Below are 16,089 nucleotides of genomic sequence, written 5' to 3'. Positions count from 1 at the left end.
GTCAGCCTCCGATCGTCTCGGTCTCGGTGCCGCCGGCCCACTGGCTCAGCTTGAACACCACGAACTCCGCGGGCTTGACCACCGCGATGCCGATGTGCGCCACCACCATTCCGGCGTCGCGGACGTCGGCCGGGTTGGTCTCCTCGTCGCACTTGACGAAGAACGCCTCCTCGGGCGTACGGCCGAGCAGCGCGCCGTCGCGCCACACCCGGGTGAGGAACGCGCCGATGTCGCGCCGGATCGAGCGCCACAGCGTGAAGTCGTTCGGCTCGAACACCATCCACCGGGTGCCGTTGGCGATGGCCTGCTCGATGGAGATGGACAGCCGCCGCACGTTCAGGTAGCGCCACTCGCTGGCCTCGGCGGCGAGCGTGCGGGCGCCCCACAGCCGGATGCCCTCCCCGGCGAAGAACCGGATCACGTTGACGCCCTTGGGGTTGAGTACGTCGTGCTCGGGGCGGGTGACCCGGTACGCGAGGTCGACGGCGCCGCGTACCGGCTCGTTGGCGGGCGCCTTGTGCACGCCGCGCAGCGCGTCGGTGCGGGCCCAGATGCCCGCGACGTGCCCGCTCGGCGGGGTGAGCACGAGGTCGCCGCTGAGCGGGTCGCGGACCCGGATCCACGGGAAGTAGTAGGTGGCGTAGTCCGACTGCCGGGGCCGGTCACCGCCGGTGCCGGGCGGTTCGTCGTCGGCGTCGCCCGGCGTACCCTCGGGGGGTTTGTCGGCCGACGCGGCCGAGCCGGCGGACGCGGGCTTGGGCGGCTTGCCCGGGGTGGCGACCCGGGTGAGCCGGGAGACGTCGGTGACCTCGGGCGGCGGGTCGCAGATGGCCACCATGGTGCGCAGCCGCTCGGCCATGCTGATCAGCGCCTCGTGCGAGACCGGGTCGTGGTAGCCGGGGGCGGCCAGGATGGAGACCTCGTCGATCGCCTCCAGCAGCTCCAGGCCGCCGCGCCGCCCGCCGGTGCCGGTGAGCCGTCCGCCCTCGCCGACGTTCACCACCCAGCAGCGGGTGCCGCCGTTGTCCAGGAAGCCGAACACGGCGCGGGCCAGCGGGGTGCTCTCCAGGTGCTCGCCGTCGGCGTACAGCCGCAGGAACTCGGTCCAGCTGTTCACCGCCAGCGCCTCGCCGACGTGGGCGGTCCGGTTGGGCGCGACCCCGACGAAGGCGGCGGTGCTCATGCCGACCGGTCCGATCGGGCGGGCCCCGCTGGGCACCTCCTCGACGTAGATGCCGGGGGAGAAGTAGGTGGGCATCGGTCCTCCTCGGACGTCAGTCGGGGGCGCGGACGACGATCAGGTGGTCGCCGTCCGGGTCGAGTTCGGCGGTGTGGACGCGGCCCGCGCCGATCAGCCGGATCCGCACCGGGGCGTCCGGCGAGTCGGGGTCGTGCGGCACGCCGGCCAGCCGGAACCGGCCGGCGGCGTCGGTCTCGGTGGCCTGGGCGCTGCCCACCAGCTCCACCCGGACGGCGGCGAGTGGCTGGTCCTGCGGGCCGACCACCCGGCCGTCGAGCGTGCGCATGCCGAGCTGCCGCAGTCGCAGCGGGTGCCGCACCGGCGGCGCGGCCGGGACCGGCCGGTTGATGCGGGCCGGCACGTCCAGCAGCAGCGCCGGCCGGGGCGCCACGCCGAGCGCCCGCCACAGCGCCGGGTCGCCGGTGGCGAGCACCAGCTCCGGCCGGCCCGCCGTGGTGGCGGCGGCGAGCACCCGGTCCAGCGCCGCGAGGGCGGCCGGCCCGCCGCCCGCGACCAGCAGCCGGACCACGAACCGGTACGGCTCGCGCGCCGCGCCGCCGGTGGCGGTCTGCCGGGCCGGCCGCAGCTCCAGCGGCCAGAGCGTGAGGCCGCCGTCGGGGTCGTCGCGCGGCGGACCGACCGGTACGGGCTCACCCGCGGCTCCGGTCAGCCAGCTCGCGACGTCCGCGACGGCCGCCTCGATCGCGCCGGTCATCGCGGTGGCGTCCCCTGGATCCGGTACGCGATGGCCTCGTTCCAGACGTGCGGGTACACGCCGATCTCGAAGTAGCGGGTGAACCGGTTGATCGGCGCGTTGGTGTGGTCGTGCCAGAGCAGCCACACCGGGGCGATGGTGAACAGCACGTAGTTGAGCGCCACGAGCGGCAGGTAGAACGGGCCGAGCAGCCGGGCCTGGAACACGTGCACGTCCTCGTGGCGCTGGATGCCCGGGCTGGAGCCGGCGCACACGGTGCCGATCGTGGTGGCGTACCGGGGGGAGACGCCCTCGATCACGTTGACCCGGCCGCTGCCGGCCGAGACGATCCGGTCGAGCTGGTGGCCGAAGACCAGGTGCAGGACCAGGAAGAGCGCCCCGGCGAACGTGTTGAGCAGGCTCCAGGTGTGGTCGACCACGAAGAGGAAGATCCCCTTCGGGTCGGGGCCGTACGTGCCGGCGGAGGCGGAGGCCCAACCGAAGGGCGCGCCGAGGAGCAGTCCGACGACCGCGCCGACCAGCAGGCCGACGGTGCCGGCGGCGAGTTGCCCGAGTACGGCGCCGAAGACGACCTGGACGGCGGCGCTGAGGATGCCGAAGATCATGGGGTCACCTCTCTCAGACCCAGGAGCGGACGTAGCGGGGCTCGCGGCCCTGGGCGAGCTGGGTCGGCGACGCCTGCGTCGCCTGCCGGTTGCCAGGGGGGAGCTGGTTGACGCCGAGCGCGGCGGAGAAGATCACCAGTCCGTTGAAGAACGCGATGATCCACTTCTCCGGGCCGGCGTCGGTGGCGAACGCGGCGGTCAGGTAGGACAGCAGGAGCGCGAAGCCCAGCGCGATCCACTTGCGGGCCTTGTCGCCGCTCGGGCCGATCAGCCCGCCGATGACGTTCGTGGCGAGCAGGGTGGCGGCGCTGGCGCCGGTGAGGCTGCCCAGGGCGGCCCAGGTGAAGAGATCGTTCACGGCGATCCCCTTCTTTCCGATGGTGCGGTGGTGCGGTCGGGGTGGGATGGTGCGGCGGCGTTCCGGGTCACGTGACCCAGGGTCCGCCCGGTGTCCTGGTGGGCCGCCGGCGCGGACGCCGTCGGTGGTCGGTGGGGCTCAGGCCGGCGGACCGGCGGGTCGAGTCGGTGCGGCCGGCGCGTCGGGCGCGGCCGGGGCGCCGCTGGTGGCCGGAGCGGGGCCGGCGGGCGTGCCCGGACCGGTGGTGGCACCCGGGCCGAGGGGGGCGCTGGAGCCGGTGGTGCCGCCCGGGCCGGCGGTGGCCGCCGCGTCCGGGCCGCCGCGGGAGCGCCGTCGCCGCATCAGCAGCACGAGCGCCACGGCGGCGACCAGCAGCAGGACGACCACGGCGCCGACGACCGGAAGCCAGGGGAAGGAGCCGTTCCCGGTCACCACCGCGGCCGGGCTGGTGGCCGGCGGCGGGGGCGCCTGGGCGACGGCGCGCAGCTCGGCCGGCTTGGGCTGGTTGGCGACCACCTTCCAGCTGACCGAGCGCCCGGTGACCGTGCCGTTGGTGTCGAGCACCCGGCCGGGGAACGTCACCGAGATCTCGAACGCCATCAGGGTCATGAAGGCCTGCTGCTGGCGCGGATCCTGCTGCCCGATCATCCCGCCGTATTTCTTCGGGTCCAGCGGGAGCGAGAAGCGATACAGATCATCGTCTCGGACAAGATTCACGCTTTCGCTCGTGAATTGCGCCAGTGGCGTTTTCCGGTACGTGATCTGAATGCCGTACGAGGTCGCGTCCTCGTACCGGCTCTCCGCCCCGGGCGGAAGCGAGGGAATGTTCGGCCGCAGTTGCGCGAAGGCGACCGCCGGGTCCGGGTTGCGCTGCTTGAGCACGGACTTCGGCGCGGTGAGCAGGAGCTGACCGGAGACGGTGTCGTCGTCGTTCACGGTCAGCCCGAGGTTGAGCTGCATGCAGCCGCTCAATATCGCCACGAGGGCGAGACACACCGCGAGGCGGAAAGCCCGGCTGCGGCGGAGTCTCGTATTCATGCGCTCAGTGTGAGCTGACGCCGGCCGCCGGGCAGTCCGGGATCGGTCGCAGTTCTGTCGCCGATCTTACCGGCCACCTATCCCATTCGGACGACCTCGAAAACGCGAGCGATCGATATTCTGAAGGATTGTCACGACTCCGATTCGCCGACGGTCCCGGGTCGGCCCGGCCGGTGGCCGGCGGTCAGTCCGGCGGCTGCCAGTCGGCGTAAGCGTCGGCGCGGGCGCGCTCAGCGCCCCACCGCCCGGCACCCCGGCCGGCCGGGACGACCTCAGAGCGGCCGTACGCACCCTGCTGCGCGCGTTCACCGGGGCGTGAGCCGCCGTCACCGCGTCGAGGGCTCCGCCGCGACGATCCGGAAGACCGGGATGCCGGCGGCGACCCGGGCGAAGTCGGCGAGCGGGGCGTGCCGGTCCACCGGCGCGTGCGGGCGCGCGCCGGGGGCGAGCGCGAGGTGCCGGCGCAGGATCGGTGGCCGCTGCGCCTCCGGCACCTCGACCAGCCGGACCGGCTCACGGCGGCGACGGCGCAGCACCACCCGGCCCTCCGCGGCGCGCACGTTCGCCACCCAGTTGGCCCGCTCGCCCAGCATCGACACGACGTACCGCTCGCCGTCGTGATCGGCGACCACTATCGGCACCGAGACGATCCGCCCGGTGCGGCGGCCGGGCACCTCCATGGTCATCCAGTGCCGGGGAGCGAGGCCGGCGCCGTACTGCCACGCCGACAGCGCGTTCAACATCCGGGCCGGCCGGTTCGGCCGGCTGCCCCGGTACATCCACGTCATGACACCGCCCATCGGACCCCTCCTTCGCCCGTACCCATTGACCGGCAGGCGCGCGGCGGCGGCCAGGGCCGACCGGCCCCTATCCGTCCACTCCCGTCCCGGCCGAGCTGGGCGACGCGCTGCGGACCCTGGTCCAGGCCGTCCGGGCCGCCGCTGGGCACCGACCGGCGCTCAGGCGCTCTCCCGGGCGACAAGCGTCGACGGGAACGCGGTGCTCGGGGCGACCGGCGCGCGCGTCAGCACGGCCGTGGCCGCCGCGGCGGCGATCCGGTCCACCGGATGGGTCGCCGTGGTCAGCGGCGGGCTGCTCACGGCGGCGTACGGCAGGTCGTCGAACCCGGCCACCGCCACGTCGTGCGGCACCCGCACGCCGCGCCCGCGCAGCGCGGCGATCACGCCGAACGCGGTGGCGTCGCTGGCCGCGTAGACCGCGTCGGCGTCCGGCCACCGGCGCAGCGCCTCCAGCGCGGCCCGGCCGCCCCGCGCCACGGTGAAGTCGCCGTTGACCAGCCGCTCCGGCGACCCGGATTCCCGCATCAGCTCCCGGTACATGGTCACCGAGCGTTCCGCGCAGCTCAGCCAGCGCGGCCCGGTGACCATGACGATGCGGCGCCGGCCGGTGGCGTACAGGTGACGCAGCACCTCGCCCGCGCCGCCGGCGTTGTCGACGTCGAACGACGGCACCGTCGCCGAGCCCTGACCGATCGAGACGACCCGGCCGCGCAGCCTCGGCGGCACCGCGTCCAGCGCGGCCTGGGTCGTGTTGACCAGGATCACGCCGCACACACCCCGGTCCGCGCCGAGCCGGGACAGCCCCGACGGGTCGGCCAGCGGCAGCCACTCCAGCGCCACCCCGAGGCCGTGCGGCGCGCCCACCCGCGACGCCGCGCCCACCACCCGGTGCACGTACGGGTCGTCCAGCACCGTGTCGTCGCGGCCCACCACGGCCACCACCAGGCGTACTCCGGCCCCGCGCACGAGCGCCCGGGCGGTGACGTCCGGTACGTAGCCGAGGCGCTCGGCGGCGGCGTGCACCCGGGCGCGGGCGTCCGTCGAGGCGAACCCGTAGGCGCCGAGCACCCGGGAGGCGGTGGCCCGGGACACCCCGGCGTCGCGGGCCACGTCTTCGAGGGTGGCGGGCCGTGCGGTCGGCGTATCCATGACCGCATCATGCCTGCTCGGGCGCGGATGGGCTAAGCCATAACGGCGCTTGTGGTGGAAGCGCTCTCAGGTGTGCGATTGTCGTCGGGAACCAGACGGGGGAAGGGACCACCGCACCGTGAGCAGGACCATCGACGCGCCGGCCGGGAAGCGGCCACCGGCGCCCCGGACGGTGCTGACCGCCCGCAACGGCGTCGCCGTCGTCTTCGCCCTCAACGGGCTCGCGGTGGCGAGCTGGTTCTCCCGGGTCCCGGCGGCCCAGGAGGCGCTCGACCTCAACCCGGGCCGGCTCGGCCTGCTGCTGCTCTGCGCGTCGGCGGGCTCGCTGCTGGCCATGCCGACCGCCGGCCTGGTCACCCAGCGGCTCGGGCCCGCGCGCACTGTCGCCGTGTCGGTGGTGCTGGTCTCGCTCGGCCTGACCGTGGCGGGTCTGTCCGCCAGCCTGGCCGGCTCGGTCGTCGGGGTGGGACTCGGCCTCGCCGCGTTCGGCTTCGGCTCCGGCCTGTGCGACGTGGCGATGAACGTCGAGGGTGCGGCCGTGGAGAAGCGCCTCGGCTACACCATCCTGCCCCGGTTCCACGCCGCCTGGAGCCTCGGCTCGGTGGCCGGGGCCGGGCTCGGCGCCGGCGCCGCGCACTTCGGCGTACCCGTCGGCGTGCACCTGCCGGTCCTGTCCGTGCTGATCCTGGCCGGCACGCTGCTCGGCGCCCGGGCTTTCCTCGCGGCCACGGCCGAGGCGGCCGGGGCCGGGGAGCCGGCGGCCCGGCGGCAGGCGCTGCTGGCCGCCTGGCGCGAGCCCCGCACCCTGCTGATCGGCCTGCTCGTGCTGGTCATGGCGTTCACCGAGGGCAGCGCCAACGACTGGCTCGCGGTGGCGTTCGTCGACGGGTACGGGGTCGACGAGGCGGTCGGTGCCGCGGTGTTCGGCGTGTTCGTGGTGGGCATGACGATCGGCCGCACCGTCGGTACCGTCGCCATCGACAGGTGGGGCCGGGTGCCGGTGCTGTTCACCACCATCGCGATGGCGTCCGCCGGCGCCGCGCTCGCCGTGCTGGCCGGGAACGGCCCGCTCGCCGTGGTCGGCGTCGCGCTGTGGGGGCTCGGCGCCTCGCTCGGCTTCCCGGTCGGGATGAGCGCCGTCGCCGACGACGAGGACAAGGCCCCGGCCCGGGTGAGCGTGGTCGCGGTGATCGGCTACACCGCGTTCCTCGCCGGCCCGCCGCTGCTCGGCTTCCTCGGCGACCACTTCGGCGTGCTGTCCGCGCTCGGCGTGGTGCCACTGCTCCTGCTGCCCACGCTCGCGCTGGTGCCGGTGCTGCGGGAGCGCCCCGCCGCGCCGGACGCGCCGGCCGGCGCCCCAGGGATCAAGGTCGGCTGAGCCGGGGGTGACGGTCGGCCGAGCCGGCCCAGTCGACTCCCACCGGGCTCCCAGCCGCCTGCCAGGCGGGCGTGCTGCACTGGAGCGAACGCCGAGGAGAGGAGGCGGGCATGGGCTGGTTCAGCCGCCGGGCCGCCGACCCGACGACCCCGACGAAGCTCGACCGCGAGGCGAACCGGGAGGACCTCGCGCAGCTGGAGGCGTTCGTCACCAGCCGGAGCGGAGTCGAGTTCTACCTGGAACCGGAGACCACCGCCACCGACACGACCGTGGTCGCCATCGCGCACGACGGCGAGTGGATCCGCCGCCGTACCGGCTCGCCCCGGGTCGCCGCGAAGATCGCGCAGAAGCACGCGCTGCCGCTGTACGAGGCCGCCCGCACCGGCTACCCGGAGCGGATGCGGGCGTGGAACCGGGCGCACCCGGAACGCCGGGCCCGCTGACGGTCCGCCCCGCTGACCGGCGCGCTCAGCCGGCCACCGCGGTCACGAGGGCGTAGCCGAGGAACGCCGCGCCGAGGCCCGCGGCCACACTGAGCGCCACATTCGCGTACGCGAGCCGGCGCTTCGCCGTGCGAGCCAGGCGCAGCGTCTCGTAGCTCAGCGTCGACCACGTGGTCAGCGCGCCGCAGAAGCCGGTACCGACAAGCGCGGTCACCTCCGGGCCGACCGGCGCCGCGAGGAGCGCGCCGAGCAGCAGCGACCCGGCCACGTTCACGGCCAGGGTGCCCCACGGGAACGGTGAGCCGTGCCGGGCCTGCACCGCCCGGTCGGTCAGGTAACGCAGCGGGGCGCCGACGGCGGCGCCGATCGCGATCAGCAGGACGGTCACCGTCGCCTCCCGTCCCGGACGGCCAGCAGCCGCGCGGTCACCATGTCCCCGGCCGCGACCGCCACCAGCGCCGCGAGCACCGTGGCGGCCAGGTACACGCCCGCCGTGCCGGCCGCGCCGTCGGTCAGCAGCCGCTGCGCGTCGACCGCGTACGCGGAGAACGTGGTGAACCCGCCGAGCACGCCGACGCCGAGGAACGGCCGGGTCAGCGGGTGGGCCGCACGGGCGGCGAGCACCGCCATCAGCGCGCCGATGAGCAGGCAGCCGGTCACGTTGACGGCGAACGTGGCCCACGGGAAGCCGCCCGGCTGGTGCGGCACGGCGGCCTGCGCGCCGGCCCGGGCCAGCGCGCCGCACACACCGCCGGCGGCGATCACGCCGAGCACCGCCGCCGGATGCGCGGGCAGCTCCGCCCGGTCGGCCGGTACGCGCAGGTCGACGTCCGGATCGACGCGGGGATCGGACACGGCACCTCCCACCAGGACTCGTCACTGGCAGGGACCGTTGGCGACGTCGCGGTTCTCCCGGCACCTGCCGGAACGGCGGGCCCCACCGCCACCGAGAGCATAACCCCGGCCCTTGGCTTCCGGCGATCTTGCGGTTTCGGCCCCGGCATCGCGGGCGAAGGGGACACCCGGGGGGCGGCAAGTGCAAGATCGCGGGGGAGGGGGGCGGGGGAGGGCGGGAGGGTGGGGGCGGGCGTACGGTGGGCGTCCGGGGCCCGTCGCGCCAGGAGGTAGCCGTGCAGGACCGCACCCCTCGTCCGGACGAGCTGGATCCCGTCGAGCGGATCGGCGTCGACGAGCTGCGCGCCCTGCAACTGGACCGGCTGCGCCACTCGCTGCGCCACGCGTACGACAACGTGCCGCACTACCGCCGCGCGTTCGACGACGCCGGCGCGCACCCCGGCGACCTGCGCGAGCTGACCGACCTGGCCCGCTTCCCGTTCACCACCAAGGCCGAGCTGCGGGAGAACTACCCGTTCGGCATGTTCGCGGTGCCCCGCGAACGGATCGCCCGCCTGCACGCCTCCTCCGGCACCACCGGGCGCCCCACGGTGGTCGGCTACACCCGCGCCGACCTGGACACCTGGGCGAAGCTCATGGCCCGCTCGATCCGGGCCGCCGGTGGTCGCCGCGGCGACCGGGTGCACGTCGCGTACGGCTACGGCCTGTTCACCGGCGGCCTCGGCGCGCACTACGGCGCCGAGGAGCTGGGCTGCACTGTCGTCCCGGTCTCCGGCGGCATGACCGAACGCCAGGTGATGCTGATCCGCGACCTCGCGCCGGAGGTCATCATGGTGACCCCGAGCTACATGCTCGCCATCGTGGACGAGATGGAACGCCAGGGCGTCGACCCGCGCGCCACCTCGCTGCGGGTGGGGATCGTCGGGGCCGAGCCGTGGACCGAGGACATGCGCCGTGAGCTGGAGCAGCGCCTGGACATGCACGCGCTGGACATCTACGGGCTCTCCGAGGTGATGGGACCTGGTGTGGCTGTCGAGTGCGTGGAGACCAAGGACGGCCTGCACCTGTGGGAGGACCACTTCTACCCCGAGATCATCGACCCGGTGACCGGGGAGGTCCTGCCCGACGGGGAGCGGGGCGAGCTGGTGCTGACCTCGCTGACCAAGGAGGCCATGCCGGTCGTCCGCTACCGCACCCGCGACCTGACCCGGCTGCTGCCCGGCACGGCCCGCCCGATGCGGCGGATCGAGAAGATCACCGGGCGTACCGACGACATGATGATCGTCCGGGGGGTGAACGTCTTCCCGACCCAGATCGAGGAGCTGATCCTGCGTACCCCGGCGCTGTCGCCGCACTTCCAGTGCGTGCTCGACCGGCGGGGGCGGATGGACACGCTCGCCGTCCACGTGGAGCGGCGCGCGGACGCGGCTACCGACGAGGCCGAGCGGGCCGGCGTGGCCCTGGCCGAGCAGGTCAAGAACACCATCGGCGTCTCCGTCGCGGTGCGGGTGATCGAACCGGACGGCGTGGAACGGTCGATGGGCAAGATGCGCCGCATCGTCGACCAGCGGCGGGAGTCCTGACATGGCCGACGGCGGCGGCCGTACCGCGGCGCACGACATGTTCGACGCCGACGTGGCCTCCAAGGGGCTCGGCATCGAGCTCGTCTCGGCCGGCGACGGCGCGGCCGTGGCGCGGATGCGGGTCACCCCGGCGATGCTCAACGGGCACGCGATCGGGCACGGCGGCTTCGTGTTCCTGCTCGCCGACACGGCGTTCGCGCTCGCCTGCAACAGCCACGGCCCGGCCACCGTGGCGGCCGGCGGCGAGATCAACTTCCTGCGCCCGGTGCGCGAGGGCGACGTGCTGGAGGCGTACGCCACCGAGCGGGTCCGGCACGGCCGCAGCGGCATCTACGACGTCACGGTGCGACGCGGCGACGAGGTGGTGGCGGAGTTCCGGGGGCGTAGCCGCACGATCGCCCGCGACTGACGCCCCGGCGCCTCCCGCGACCGTCGCCCTCGTGCTGCCCGGCCGGTGACCGTCCGGGCCGGAGTGGCCCCGTGCCCGCTCCGACCCGGACGTCACGCTCATGCGGCGAGCCCCGGCGCGTACCCGCCGGGCCCGGCTCGTCGCCGCGCGCGGCCCACCCCCTCGGGCCGCGCCGCGGCTCCGGGTAACGGGACGGTCCGCCACCCGGGCCACGCCGTGAGATCGCCGGCCGCCGCCGGGCCGGCCCGGGCCGGCAACCGGGGCACCACCCGGAGCGCGTCGCCCCGGTCCGGCGGGACGGGCGCCGGTCGGGCCCCTCCACCCGACCGGCGCGACCGTCCCGCCCCGAGCGGGCAGATGTCCCGCTCGTCGGTGTCCCGCGTGGGGACACCGGTTCCCGCCGCCGGCGCGAAGCCGGCAGCGGTGTCCTCCGGGACGCGGGCCGGCTGCCGACCCGCGCCCGCTCCTGCCGCCCGGGCGGCGGCGTGTCCGCCATCGGCCCCCGCGCCCGGCGTCCCGGTCACGCCGACGGCCCGGAGACCGGCCCGCGCGGCGACACGATCTCCGTCGGCCACCGCGTCCGGAGCGCCGATGTCGCCGCCCTGCGACGCGGCGCGAAGGCGGCGGGCGAAGTCCGCTCGTACGGCCCGGGAGAGCCGGTGCGCGGCCACCCGCGCCACCAGCGGCTCGACCGTCCACCCACCCGTCGCGGCCGGGCGCAGCAGTCCGGCCACCGCCAGGGCGCGCAGCACCGGTGCCGCCCGGCCGGCGGGCCAGCCGAGCATCGCCTCCACCGTCGCGGCGGCCACCAGGCCACCGCGGGCGGCGCCGGCCATCAGCACCGCCCGGTGCGTGCCGTCGAGCCGGTCCATCCGGGCGTCCACCAGCCGGCGCACCGCGGCGGGCACGCCGGCCGGCTCGTCCGCCGGGTCGGTCAGGGCGTACGCGGTCGCGACGGCCGGGCTGCCGCCGGCCAGCGGGAGCAGCCGTGCGGCGAGCGCGGCGGGCCGGCCGGCGTGGCCGAGCAGGTGCCGCAGCAGCCGTCCGGTCTCCAGCGGGCCCAGCGGGCGCAGCGGGATCCGCCGGGTTCCCGGGGCGGGCAGCGGGTCGGCCGACCCGGAGCCGTACGTGGTGACCACCGCGAGCGGCAGCCCGCGGTCGCTCGCCGCGACGTGGAGCTGGCGCAGGAACCGGCGCAGCGCCGGCGCGGCCCGGTCCAGGTCGTCCACGGCCACCACCACGGGCGCCTCGGTGGCCAGGTCGAGCAGCGCCTCCCGGCAGGCCACCACGGCCCGCGCCGCCGCCGTGTCGTCGTGCGGCGCGGCCAGGAACGCGGCCAGCGCCCCGCCGCCCGGACCGTCGGCGACGGCCGCGCCCGGCAGCGGGTGGCGGGCCTCGACCCGGGTACGGAGCAGGTCGGCCAGGGGCGCCAGCTCGCCGGCCGGGTACGGCGGGCAGTACGCCACGCGCCGGCGCACCGGGACACCGTCCACCCGCGACACCGCACGGATCACCTCGTGCAGCAGCCGGCTGCGGCCGCTGCCCGGCGGCCCGACCAGCGAGATCCACCGAGGGCGCCGCTGCCGGAGCGCCGCGGTCACCTCCTCGGCCGCGGTGGCCAGCTCACGCCGCCGCCCGACCAGCGGGGCGCGGTGCCGCGCCGGCCGGCGCCCGGCCGGACCGGTCACCCGCCACACGTCCAGCGGCAGCGACTTGCCGGCGAGCGTCATGGTGGCGAGTGGACGCTGCTCGACCAGGCCGGCCACCGCGTCGCGGGTGACCGGGCAGACCACCACACCACCGGGCGGCGCGTGCTCCTGGAGCCGGGCCGCGGTGGTGATGACCGCGCCGCTCGCCGCGCCGTGGCCCCCGTCGTGGGCGCCGGCCAGGTCGAGCAGCACCTCGCCGGTCGCCACGCCGACCCGTACGCGCAGCCGGATCCCGCCGGGCCGCCGCCGGTCCAGCGCGGCCTGGATGTCCAGCCCGGCCCGCACCGCCCGGTACGCGTCGAAGCCGTCCGAAGCGGACGCGCCGAACAACGCCATCACCGCGTCGCCGACGTACTTCTCCACCACGCCCCGCCAGCGGCGCAGCACCGAGGCGACGGTGCCGAAGTAGGCGCGCTGCAACGCCCGCAGGTCCTCCGGGTCGAGCCGCTCGACCAGCCGGGTCGAGCCGACGATGTCGACGAAGAGGACGGTCACCGTGCGGCGTTCCTCCGGCAGCGGCCGGCACACCGCGACGACTGCTTCCCGGCTCCCCACGGGCGTGGTGATCAACATCGCACCCACCCTTTCCCTGGTCCGGTGCCTGACGACCTCCGAAGACTTTCACCACCGGGTTCTCGGGGGATCGGTAGGACGACGTATGTCGGCCACGCGCAACCATTAGTCGTGTAGTCGACGCGAGGAGTACGAGTCCGGCCCCGAGGCCGTAGAACGGTGCGGGACCCTGTGACTAGGCTGCGTCCCATGGCCAGCGAAGTGGACACCGCACCGCTCGTCGGCCGCACCGGCACCATGGCGACGCTGCGGTCGGCGCTCTTCGACGACCTGCGGCCCGGGCGGACCGGGGCGGTGTTCCTCACCGGTGAGAGCGGAGTGGGCAAGACCCGTCTGCTGACCGAGGTCGGTGAGCAGTTGCGGCAGGCCGGGGCCCTGGTGCTGACCGGCGCCTGCCTGGACATCGGCGACGCCTCGCCGCTGCACCCGGTACGCCAGGCGGTGCGCCGGCTCGACGCCGAGCAGGACCAGGCGCGTACCGCGTCGGCGATCCGCGGGTTGTTGCGGGTCTTCGACGAGGAGACGCCCGGCCCGGACGGCGCCGGGGCGCTGCTGGAGCGCGTCGCCCAGGGCCTGCACCTGGTGGCCGGCGGGCGGCCGCTGGTGCTCGTCCTCGATGATCTGCAGTGGGTCGACCGCAGCACCCGCCAGCTCCTGCTCTACCTGCTCGCCGGCCTGGGCGACCTCCAACTGTCGGTGCTGGCCGCGATCCGGGCCGAGTCGCTGCGCGGCGCGCACCCGCTGCGCCGGGTCCTCACCGAACTGCGCCGGCTGCGCTCGGTGCGGGTGGTCGATCTGCTGCCGCTGGACCGGGCCGCCACCGACGAGCTGGCCGCCGCCGTGGTCGGCGCGCCGCTACCGCCGGAGGCTGCCGACCAGCTCTGGCAGCGCAGTGGCGGCAACCCGTTCGTGGCCGAGGAGCTGGCCCGCGACCGGCGCGACGGCCGCGACGGCATCTCCGACACCGTGCGTGAGGTGTTCCTCGACCGGGTCGACGCGTTGCCGCAGCCCGCGCACGCCGTGGTGCACGCGGTCGCGGTGGGCGTCGAGCCGGTCGCGCACTGGCTGCTGGCCCAGGTGGTCCGGCTGCCCGAGGAGGAGCTGCTCGACGCGGTCCGCGAGGCGGTGGCGCACCGCCTGCTGGTCGGCGCCGACGACGGCTACCGGCTGCGCCACCGGCTGGTCGCCGAGGTCCTGGCGGGCGAGCTGCTGCCCGCCGAGCGGGCCGCGCTGCACCGCCGCTTCGCCGAGGCGCTCACCGCCGCCCCGGGCGAGCTGCACCAGGCCCGGCTGGCCCACCACTGGCGGCACGCGGGCGAGCCGGCCCGGGCGCTGCCCGCCGCGATGGCCGCTGCCCGCGAGGCGGAGCGGCTGCACGGGTACGCCGAGGCGCACCGCCACTGGTCCGCCGCGCTGACGCTCGCCACCGAGCCGGCTGCCGTGCTGCCCGACGGCGGCCGGCCCGAGCCGGTCCAGGTGGACCGCGCCGAGCTGCTCAGCAACGCCGCCGAGGCCGCGCACCACAGTGGGGAGCACGCCCGCGCCCTGACCCTGCTGGAGGAGCTGGCCACCGACCCGTCCGGGCCGCCGGTCTGCGCGCTGCACATCCGGCGCGCCCGCTACCTGGCCGCGGCGGGCCGTTCCGCGCCGGCCGAGGAGGAGTACCGGCAGGTGCTGGCCTCGCCCGACTGCACGCCGTACGAGCGCTGCGCCGCCGCGGCCCGGCTGTCCGAGCTGCTGCTGCACCTGGGCCGCTACGCCGAGGCCGGTGAGCTGGCCCGGGAGGCGCTGGCGCTCGCCGCCGACGTGCCGGACTCCACCTCCGAGGTGGTGATGGCCAGCGCCGCGCTCGGGTTCAGTGAGGCGTTCCTGGAGGACCCGACGTCCGGTCTGGCGGTCATGCGCCGGGCGCTGGACACCGCCGAGCGCTCCGGCCACCCGGAGGACGTGGCGTGCGCGTACCTGCACCTGGCCGAGCTGATGACCGGGCCGCTGAACATTCTCGAGGAGGGTGTGGTGGTGGCCCGCCGCGGCGCCGAACGGGTCGCCGAGCTGGGACTGGGCCGTACCTGGGAGACCCGGCTGCTGGCGGTGGCGACGAACGGGCTGTTCCGGGTGGGGCAGTGGGCCGAGGCGGAGAAGGTCGTCGCCGCCGCGCTGCGGCACCGCCCTTCCGGCGCCGACGCGGTCGAGCTGCTGCTGGCCCGGTGCCGGCTCTCCGTCGGGTACGGCGACGTCGAGGCGTCCGACCGGGACCTGGAGGCGGTGGCCACCATGCTGGCCGGCGGTGGCGCCCGGCACGTGCTGCCGATGCTCATCCTGCGCGCCGGCCTGTCGATGTGGCAGGGCCGGCACGACCTGGCCCGGCAGGCGGTGCAGCGGGGCCTGACCGAGAGCCGGTCGGACGACGTGATCGTGCTGGCCACGCTGGCCTGGCACGGGCTGCGCGCGGAGGCCGAGGCCGCGGCCGGCCGCACCATCGAGCCGGACCCGAACGCGGTACGCCGGCTGCGCGAGGCGGTCGACCGGGCGACCCGCAAGAGCGCCCAGGCGGGCGCGCCGGTGCGGTACGTCGCCGACGGATTCCTGGCGCTCTGCGACGCCGAGCTGAGCCGGCTCGACGACGGCCGTGGCGACCCCGCGCTGTGGGAGCGCTCGGCGCTCGAGTGGGACCGGCGCAACCACCCCTATCCGGCGGCGTACTCCCGGTTGCGGCAGGCCGAGGCGCTGCTGGCCCGGCGCAGCCGGGTGGCGACCGCGGGCAAGCTGCTGCGGCAGGCGTACGAGATGGCCCAGTCGCTCGGCGCGGCGCCGCTGACCGCGGAGATCCGTACGATCGCCTCCCGGGCCCGGGTGACTGTGGACGCCGCGCCCGATCCGGCGCCGGTGCCCCGGCCCCGGGCGGCCCCCGCCGGGCCCAGCGTGGACGAGCTGGCCGCGCTCACCTCGCGGGAGCGGGAGGTGCTCGCGGCGGTCGCCGAAGGGCTGACGAACCGGGAGATCGGCCAGCGGCTGTTCATCAGTGAGCGGACCATCGGCGTCCACGTCTCGCACATCTTCGACAAGCTGCAGGTCCGTACGCGGGTGCAGGCCAGCGCCATCTTCCTGCGTAACCGTCCGGCATAGACGTACGTCGGCAATACGTCGTTCTACGGATCCGGCGGCGGTCGCCGGCTGGCACGCTGTGCGCCGGAGCAGTGGCGCGTCGTGGGGGCGCCGACCATCGTGGAGGAA

At 75.7% G+C, this 16,089-nt stretch carries 15 protein-coding genes; 5 read left to right on the top strand and 10 right to left on the bottom strand.

Going from position 1 to position 16,089, the window contains the following annotated elements:
• Position 1 precedes the first annotated feature (1 nt).
• The 7 genes from MicB006_RS12850 to MicB006_RS12815 form a co-directional block, all read right to left on the bottom strand.
• Positions 2–1,258: a phage tail sheath subtilisin-like domain-containing protein gene (locus MicB006_RS12850; RefSeq protein WP_116506258.1), complete on the bottom strand. Its 1,257-nt coding sequence runs from the start codon at positions 1,256–1,258 to the stop codon at positions 2–4.
• 16 nt (positions 1,259–1,274) lie between these two features.
• Positions 1,275–1,955, bottom strand: coding sequence for a carboxypeptidase-like regulatory domain-containing protein (locus tag MicB006_RS12845; protein ID WP_116506256.1), 681 nt, complete (start codon positions 1,953–1,955; stop codon positions 1,275–1,277).
• Complete coding sequence (locus MicB006_RS12840) at positions 1,952–2,560, bottom strand: glycine zipper family protein (RefSeq protein WP_116506254.1); 609 nt, start codon at positions 2,558–2,560, stop codon at positions 1,952–1,954. The genes MicB006_RS12845 and MicB006_RS12840 overlap by 4 nt, the downstream gene beginning before the upstream one ends.
• 13 nt (positions 2,561–2,573) lie before the next feature.
• Positions 2,574–2,918 (bottom strand): hypothetical protein, encoded by a 345-nt coding sequence (locus MicB006_RS12835; RefSeq protein ID WP_116506252.1) that lies wholly within the window; start codon positions 2,916–2,918, stop codon positions 2,574–2,576.
• A gap of 138 nt (positions 2,919–3,056) precedes the next feature.
• Positions 3,057–3,956, bottom strand: coding sequence for a DUF3153 domain-containing protein (locus MicB006_RS12830; RefSeq protein ID WP_225980720.1), 900 nt, complete (start codon positions 3,954–3,956; stop codon positions 3,057–3,059).
• A 326-nt stretch (positions 3,957–4,282) separates the two neighbouring features.
• Complete coding sequence (locus MicB006_RS12820; protein ID WP_116506249.1) at positions 4,283–4,756, bottom strand: nitroreductase/quinone reductase family protein; 474 nt, start codon at positions 4,754–4,756, stop codon at positions 4,283–4,285.
• A 159-nt stretch (positions 4,757–4,915) separates the two neighbouring features.
• Entirely contained in the window at positions 4,916–5,905 is a 990-nt protein-coding gene (locus MicB006_RS12815) for a LacI family DNA-binding transcriptional regulator (protein ID WP_073828415.1), read from the bottom strand.
• Between the two features lie 118 nt (positions 5,906–6,023).
• Here MicB006_RS12815 and MicB006_RS12810 point away from each other — a divergent pair, with 118 nt between their 5' ends.
• Both MicB006_RS12810 and MicB006_RS12805 read left to right on the top strand, forming a co-directional pair.
• Positions 6,024–7,283 carry an MFS transporter gene (locus MicB006_RS12810; RefSeq protein WP_116506247.1) on the top strand — a complete coding sequence of 420 codons (1,260 nt, stop codon included), beginning with the start codon at positions 6,024–6,026 and terminating at the stop codon, positions 7,281–7,283.
• A gap of 110 nt (positions 7,284–7,393) precedes the next feature.
• Positions 7,394–7,726, top strand: coding sequence for a hypothetical protein (locus MicB006_RS12805; protein WP_116506245.1), 333 nt, complete (start codon positions 7,394–7,396; stop codon positions 7,724–7,726).
• A 25-nt stretch (positions 7,727–7,751) separates the two neighbouring features.
• On the opposite strand, the gene MicB006_RS12800 is transcribed toward MicB006_RS12805, so the two are convergent.
• Together MicB006_RS12800 and MicB006_RS12795 are read right to left on the bottom strand one after the other, a co-directional pair.
• Complete coding sequence (locus tag MicB006_RS12800) at positions 7,752–8,114, bottom strand: CrcB family protein (RefSeq protein ID WP_116506243.1); 363 nt, start codon at positions 8,112–8,114, stop codon at positions 7,752–7,754.
• Entirely contained in the window at positions 8,111–8,593 is a 483-nt protein-coding gene (locus MicB006_RS12795; RefSeq protein ID WP_225980719.1) for a CrcB family protein, read from the bottom strand. Before MicB006_RS12795 ends, MicB006_RS12800 begins: the two co-directional genes overlap by 4 nt.
• Before the next feature lie 263 nt (positions 8,594–8,856).
• Here MicB006_RS12795 and paaK point away from each other — a divergent pair, with 263 nt between their 5' ends.
• Positions 8,857–10,164: a phenylacetate--CoA ligase PaaK gene (gene paaK, locus MicB006_RS12790; protein WP_116506239.1), complete on the top strand. Its 1,308-nt coding sequence runs from the start codon at positions 8,857–8,859 to the stop codon at positions 10,162–10,164.
• Between the two features lies 1 nt (position 10,165).
• Positions 10,166–10,573 (top strand): hydroxyphenylacetyl-CoA thioesterase PaaI, encoded by a 408-nt coding sequence (gene paaI, locus MicB006_RS12785; RefSeq protein WP_116506237.1) that lies wholly within the window; start codon positions 10,166–10,168, stop codon positions 10,571–10,573.
• Between the two features lie 98 nt (positions 10,574–10,671).
• On the opposite strand, the gene MicB006_RS12780 is transcribed toward paaI, so the two are convergent.
• On the bottom strand, positions 10,672–12,855 hold the full coding sequence (locus MicB006_RS12780) for an adenylate/guanylate cyclase domain-containing protein (protein WP_116506235.1): 2,184 nt from the start codon (positions 12,853–12,855) through the stop codon (positions 10,672–10,674).
• A gap of 189 nt (positions 12,856–13,044) precedes the next feature.
• On the opposite strand from MicB006_RS12780, the gene MicB006_RS12775 reads away from it, so the two are divergent.
• Positions 13,045–15,981 carry a helix-turn-helix transcriptional regulator gene (locus MicB006_RS12775; RefSeq protein ID WP_116506233.1) on the top strand — a complete coding sequence of 979 codons (2,937 nt, stop codon included), beginning with the start codon at positions 13,045–13,047 and terminating at the stop codon, positions 15,979–15,981.
• Positions 15,982–16,089 lie beyond the last annotated feature (108 nt).

Source organism: Micromonospora sp. B006, assembly GCF_003408515.1.
GTDB lineage: Bacteria > Actinomycetota > Actinomycetes > Mycobacteriales > Micromonosporaceae > Micromonospora > Micromonospora echinospora_A.
The sequence above is the reverse complement of the archived record's forward strand: the minus strand, read 5'-3'. Positions and strand labels throughout refer to the sequence as shown.

Bases quoted from the DNA above. Each gene is read 5' to 3' on its own strand.
- MicB006_RS12815 (WP_073828415.1), bottom strand. From the start codon at position 5,905: ATGGATACGCCGACCGCACGGCCCGCCACCCTCGAAGACGTGGCCCGC.
- MicB006_RS12840 (WP_116506254.1), bottom strand. From the start codon at position 2,560: ATGATCTTCGGCATCCTCAGCGCCGCCGTCCAGGTCGTCTTCGGCGCC.
- MicB006_RS12845 (WP_116506256.1), bottom strand. From the start codon at position 1,955: ATGACCGGCGCGATCGAGGCGGCCGTCGCGGACGTCGCGAGCTGGCTG.
- MicB006_RS12850 (WP_116506258.1), bottom strand. From the start codon at position 1,258: ATGCCCACCTACTTCTCCCCCGGCATCTACGTCGAGGAGGTGCCCAGC.
- MicB006_RS12805 (WP_116506245.1), top strand. From the start codon at position 7,394: ATGGGCTGGTTCAGCCGCCGGGCCGCCGACCCGACGACCCCGACGAAG.
- paaI (WP_116506237.1), top strand. From the start codon at position 10,166: ATGGCCGACGGCGGCGGCCGTACCGCGGCGCACGACATGTTCGACGCC.
- MicB006_RS12775 (WP_116506233.1), top strand. From the start codon at position 13,045: ATGGCCAGCGAAGTGGACACCGCACCGCTCGTCGGCCGCACCGGCACC.
- MicB006_RS12780 (WP_116506235.1), bottom strand. From the start codon at position 12,855: ATGTTGATCACCACGCCCGTGGGGAGCCGGGAAGCAGTCGTCGCGGTG.
- MicB006_RS12820 (WP_116506249.1), bottom strand. From the start codon at position 4,756: ATGGGCGGTGTCATGACGTGGATGTACCGGGGCAGCCGGCCGAACCGG.
- MicB006_RS12830 (WP_225980720.1), bottom strand. From the start codon at position 3,956: ATGAATACGAGACTCCGCCGCAGCCGGGCTTTCCGCCTCGCGGTGTGT.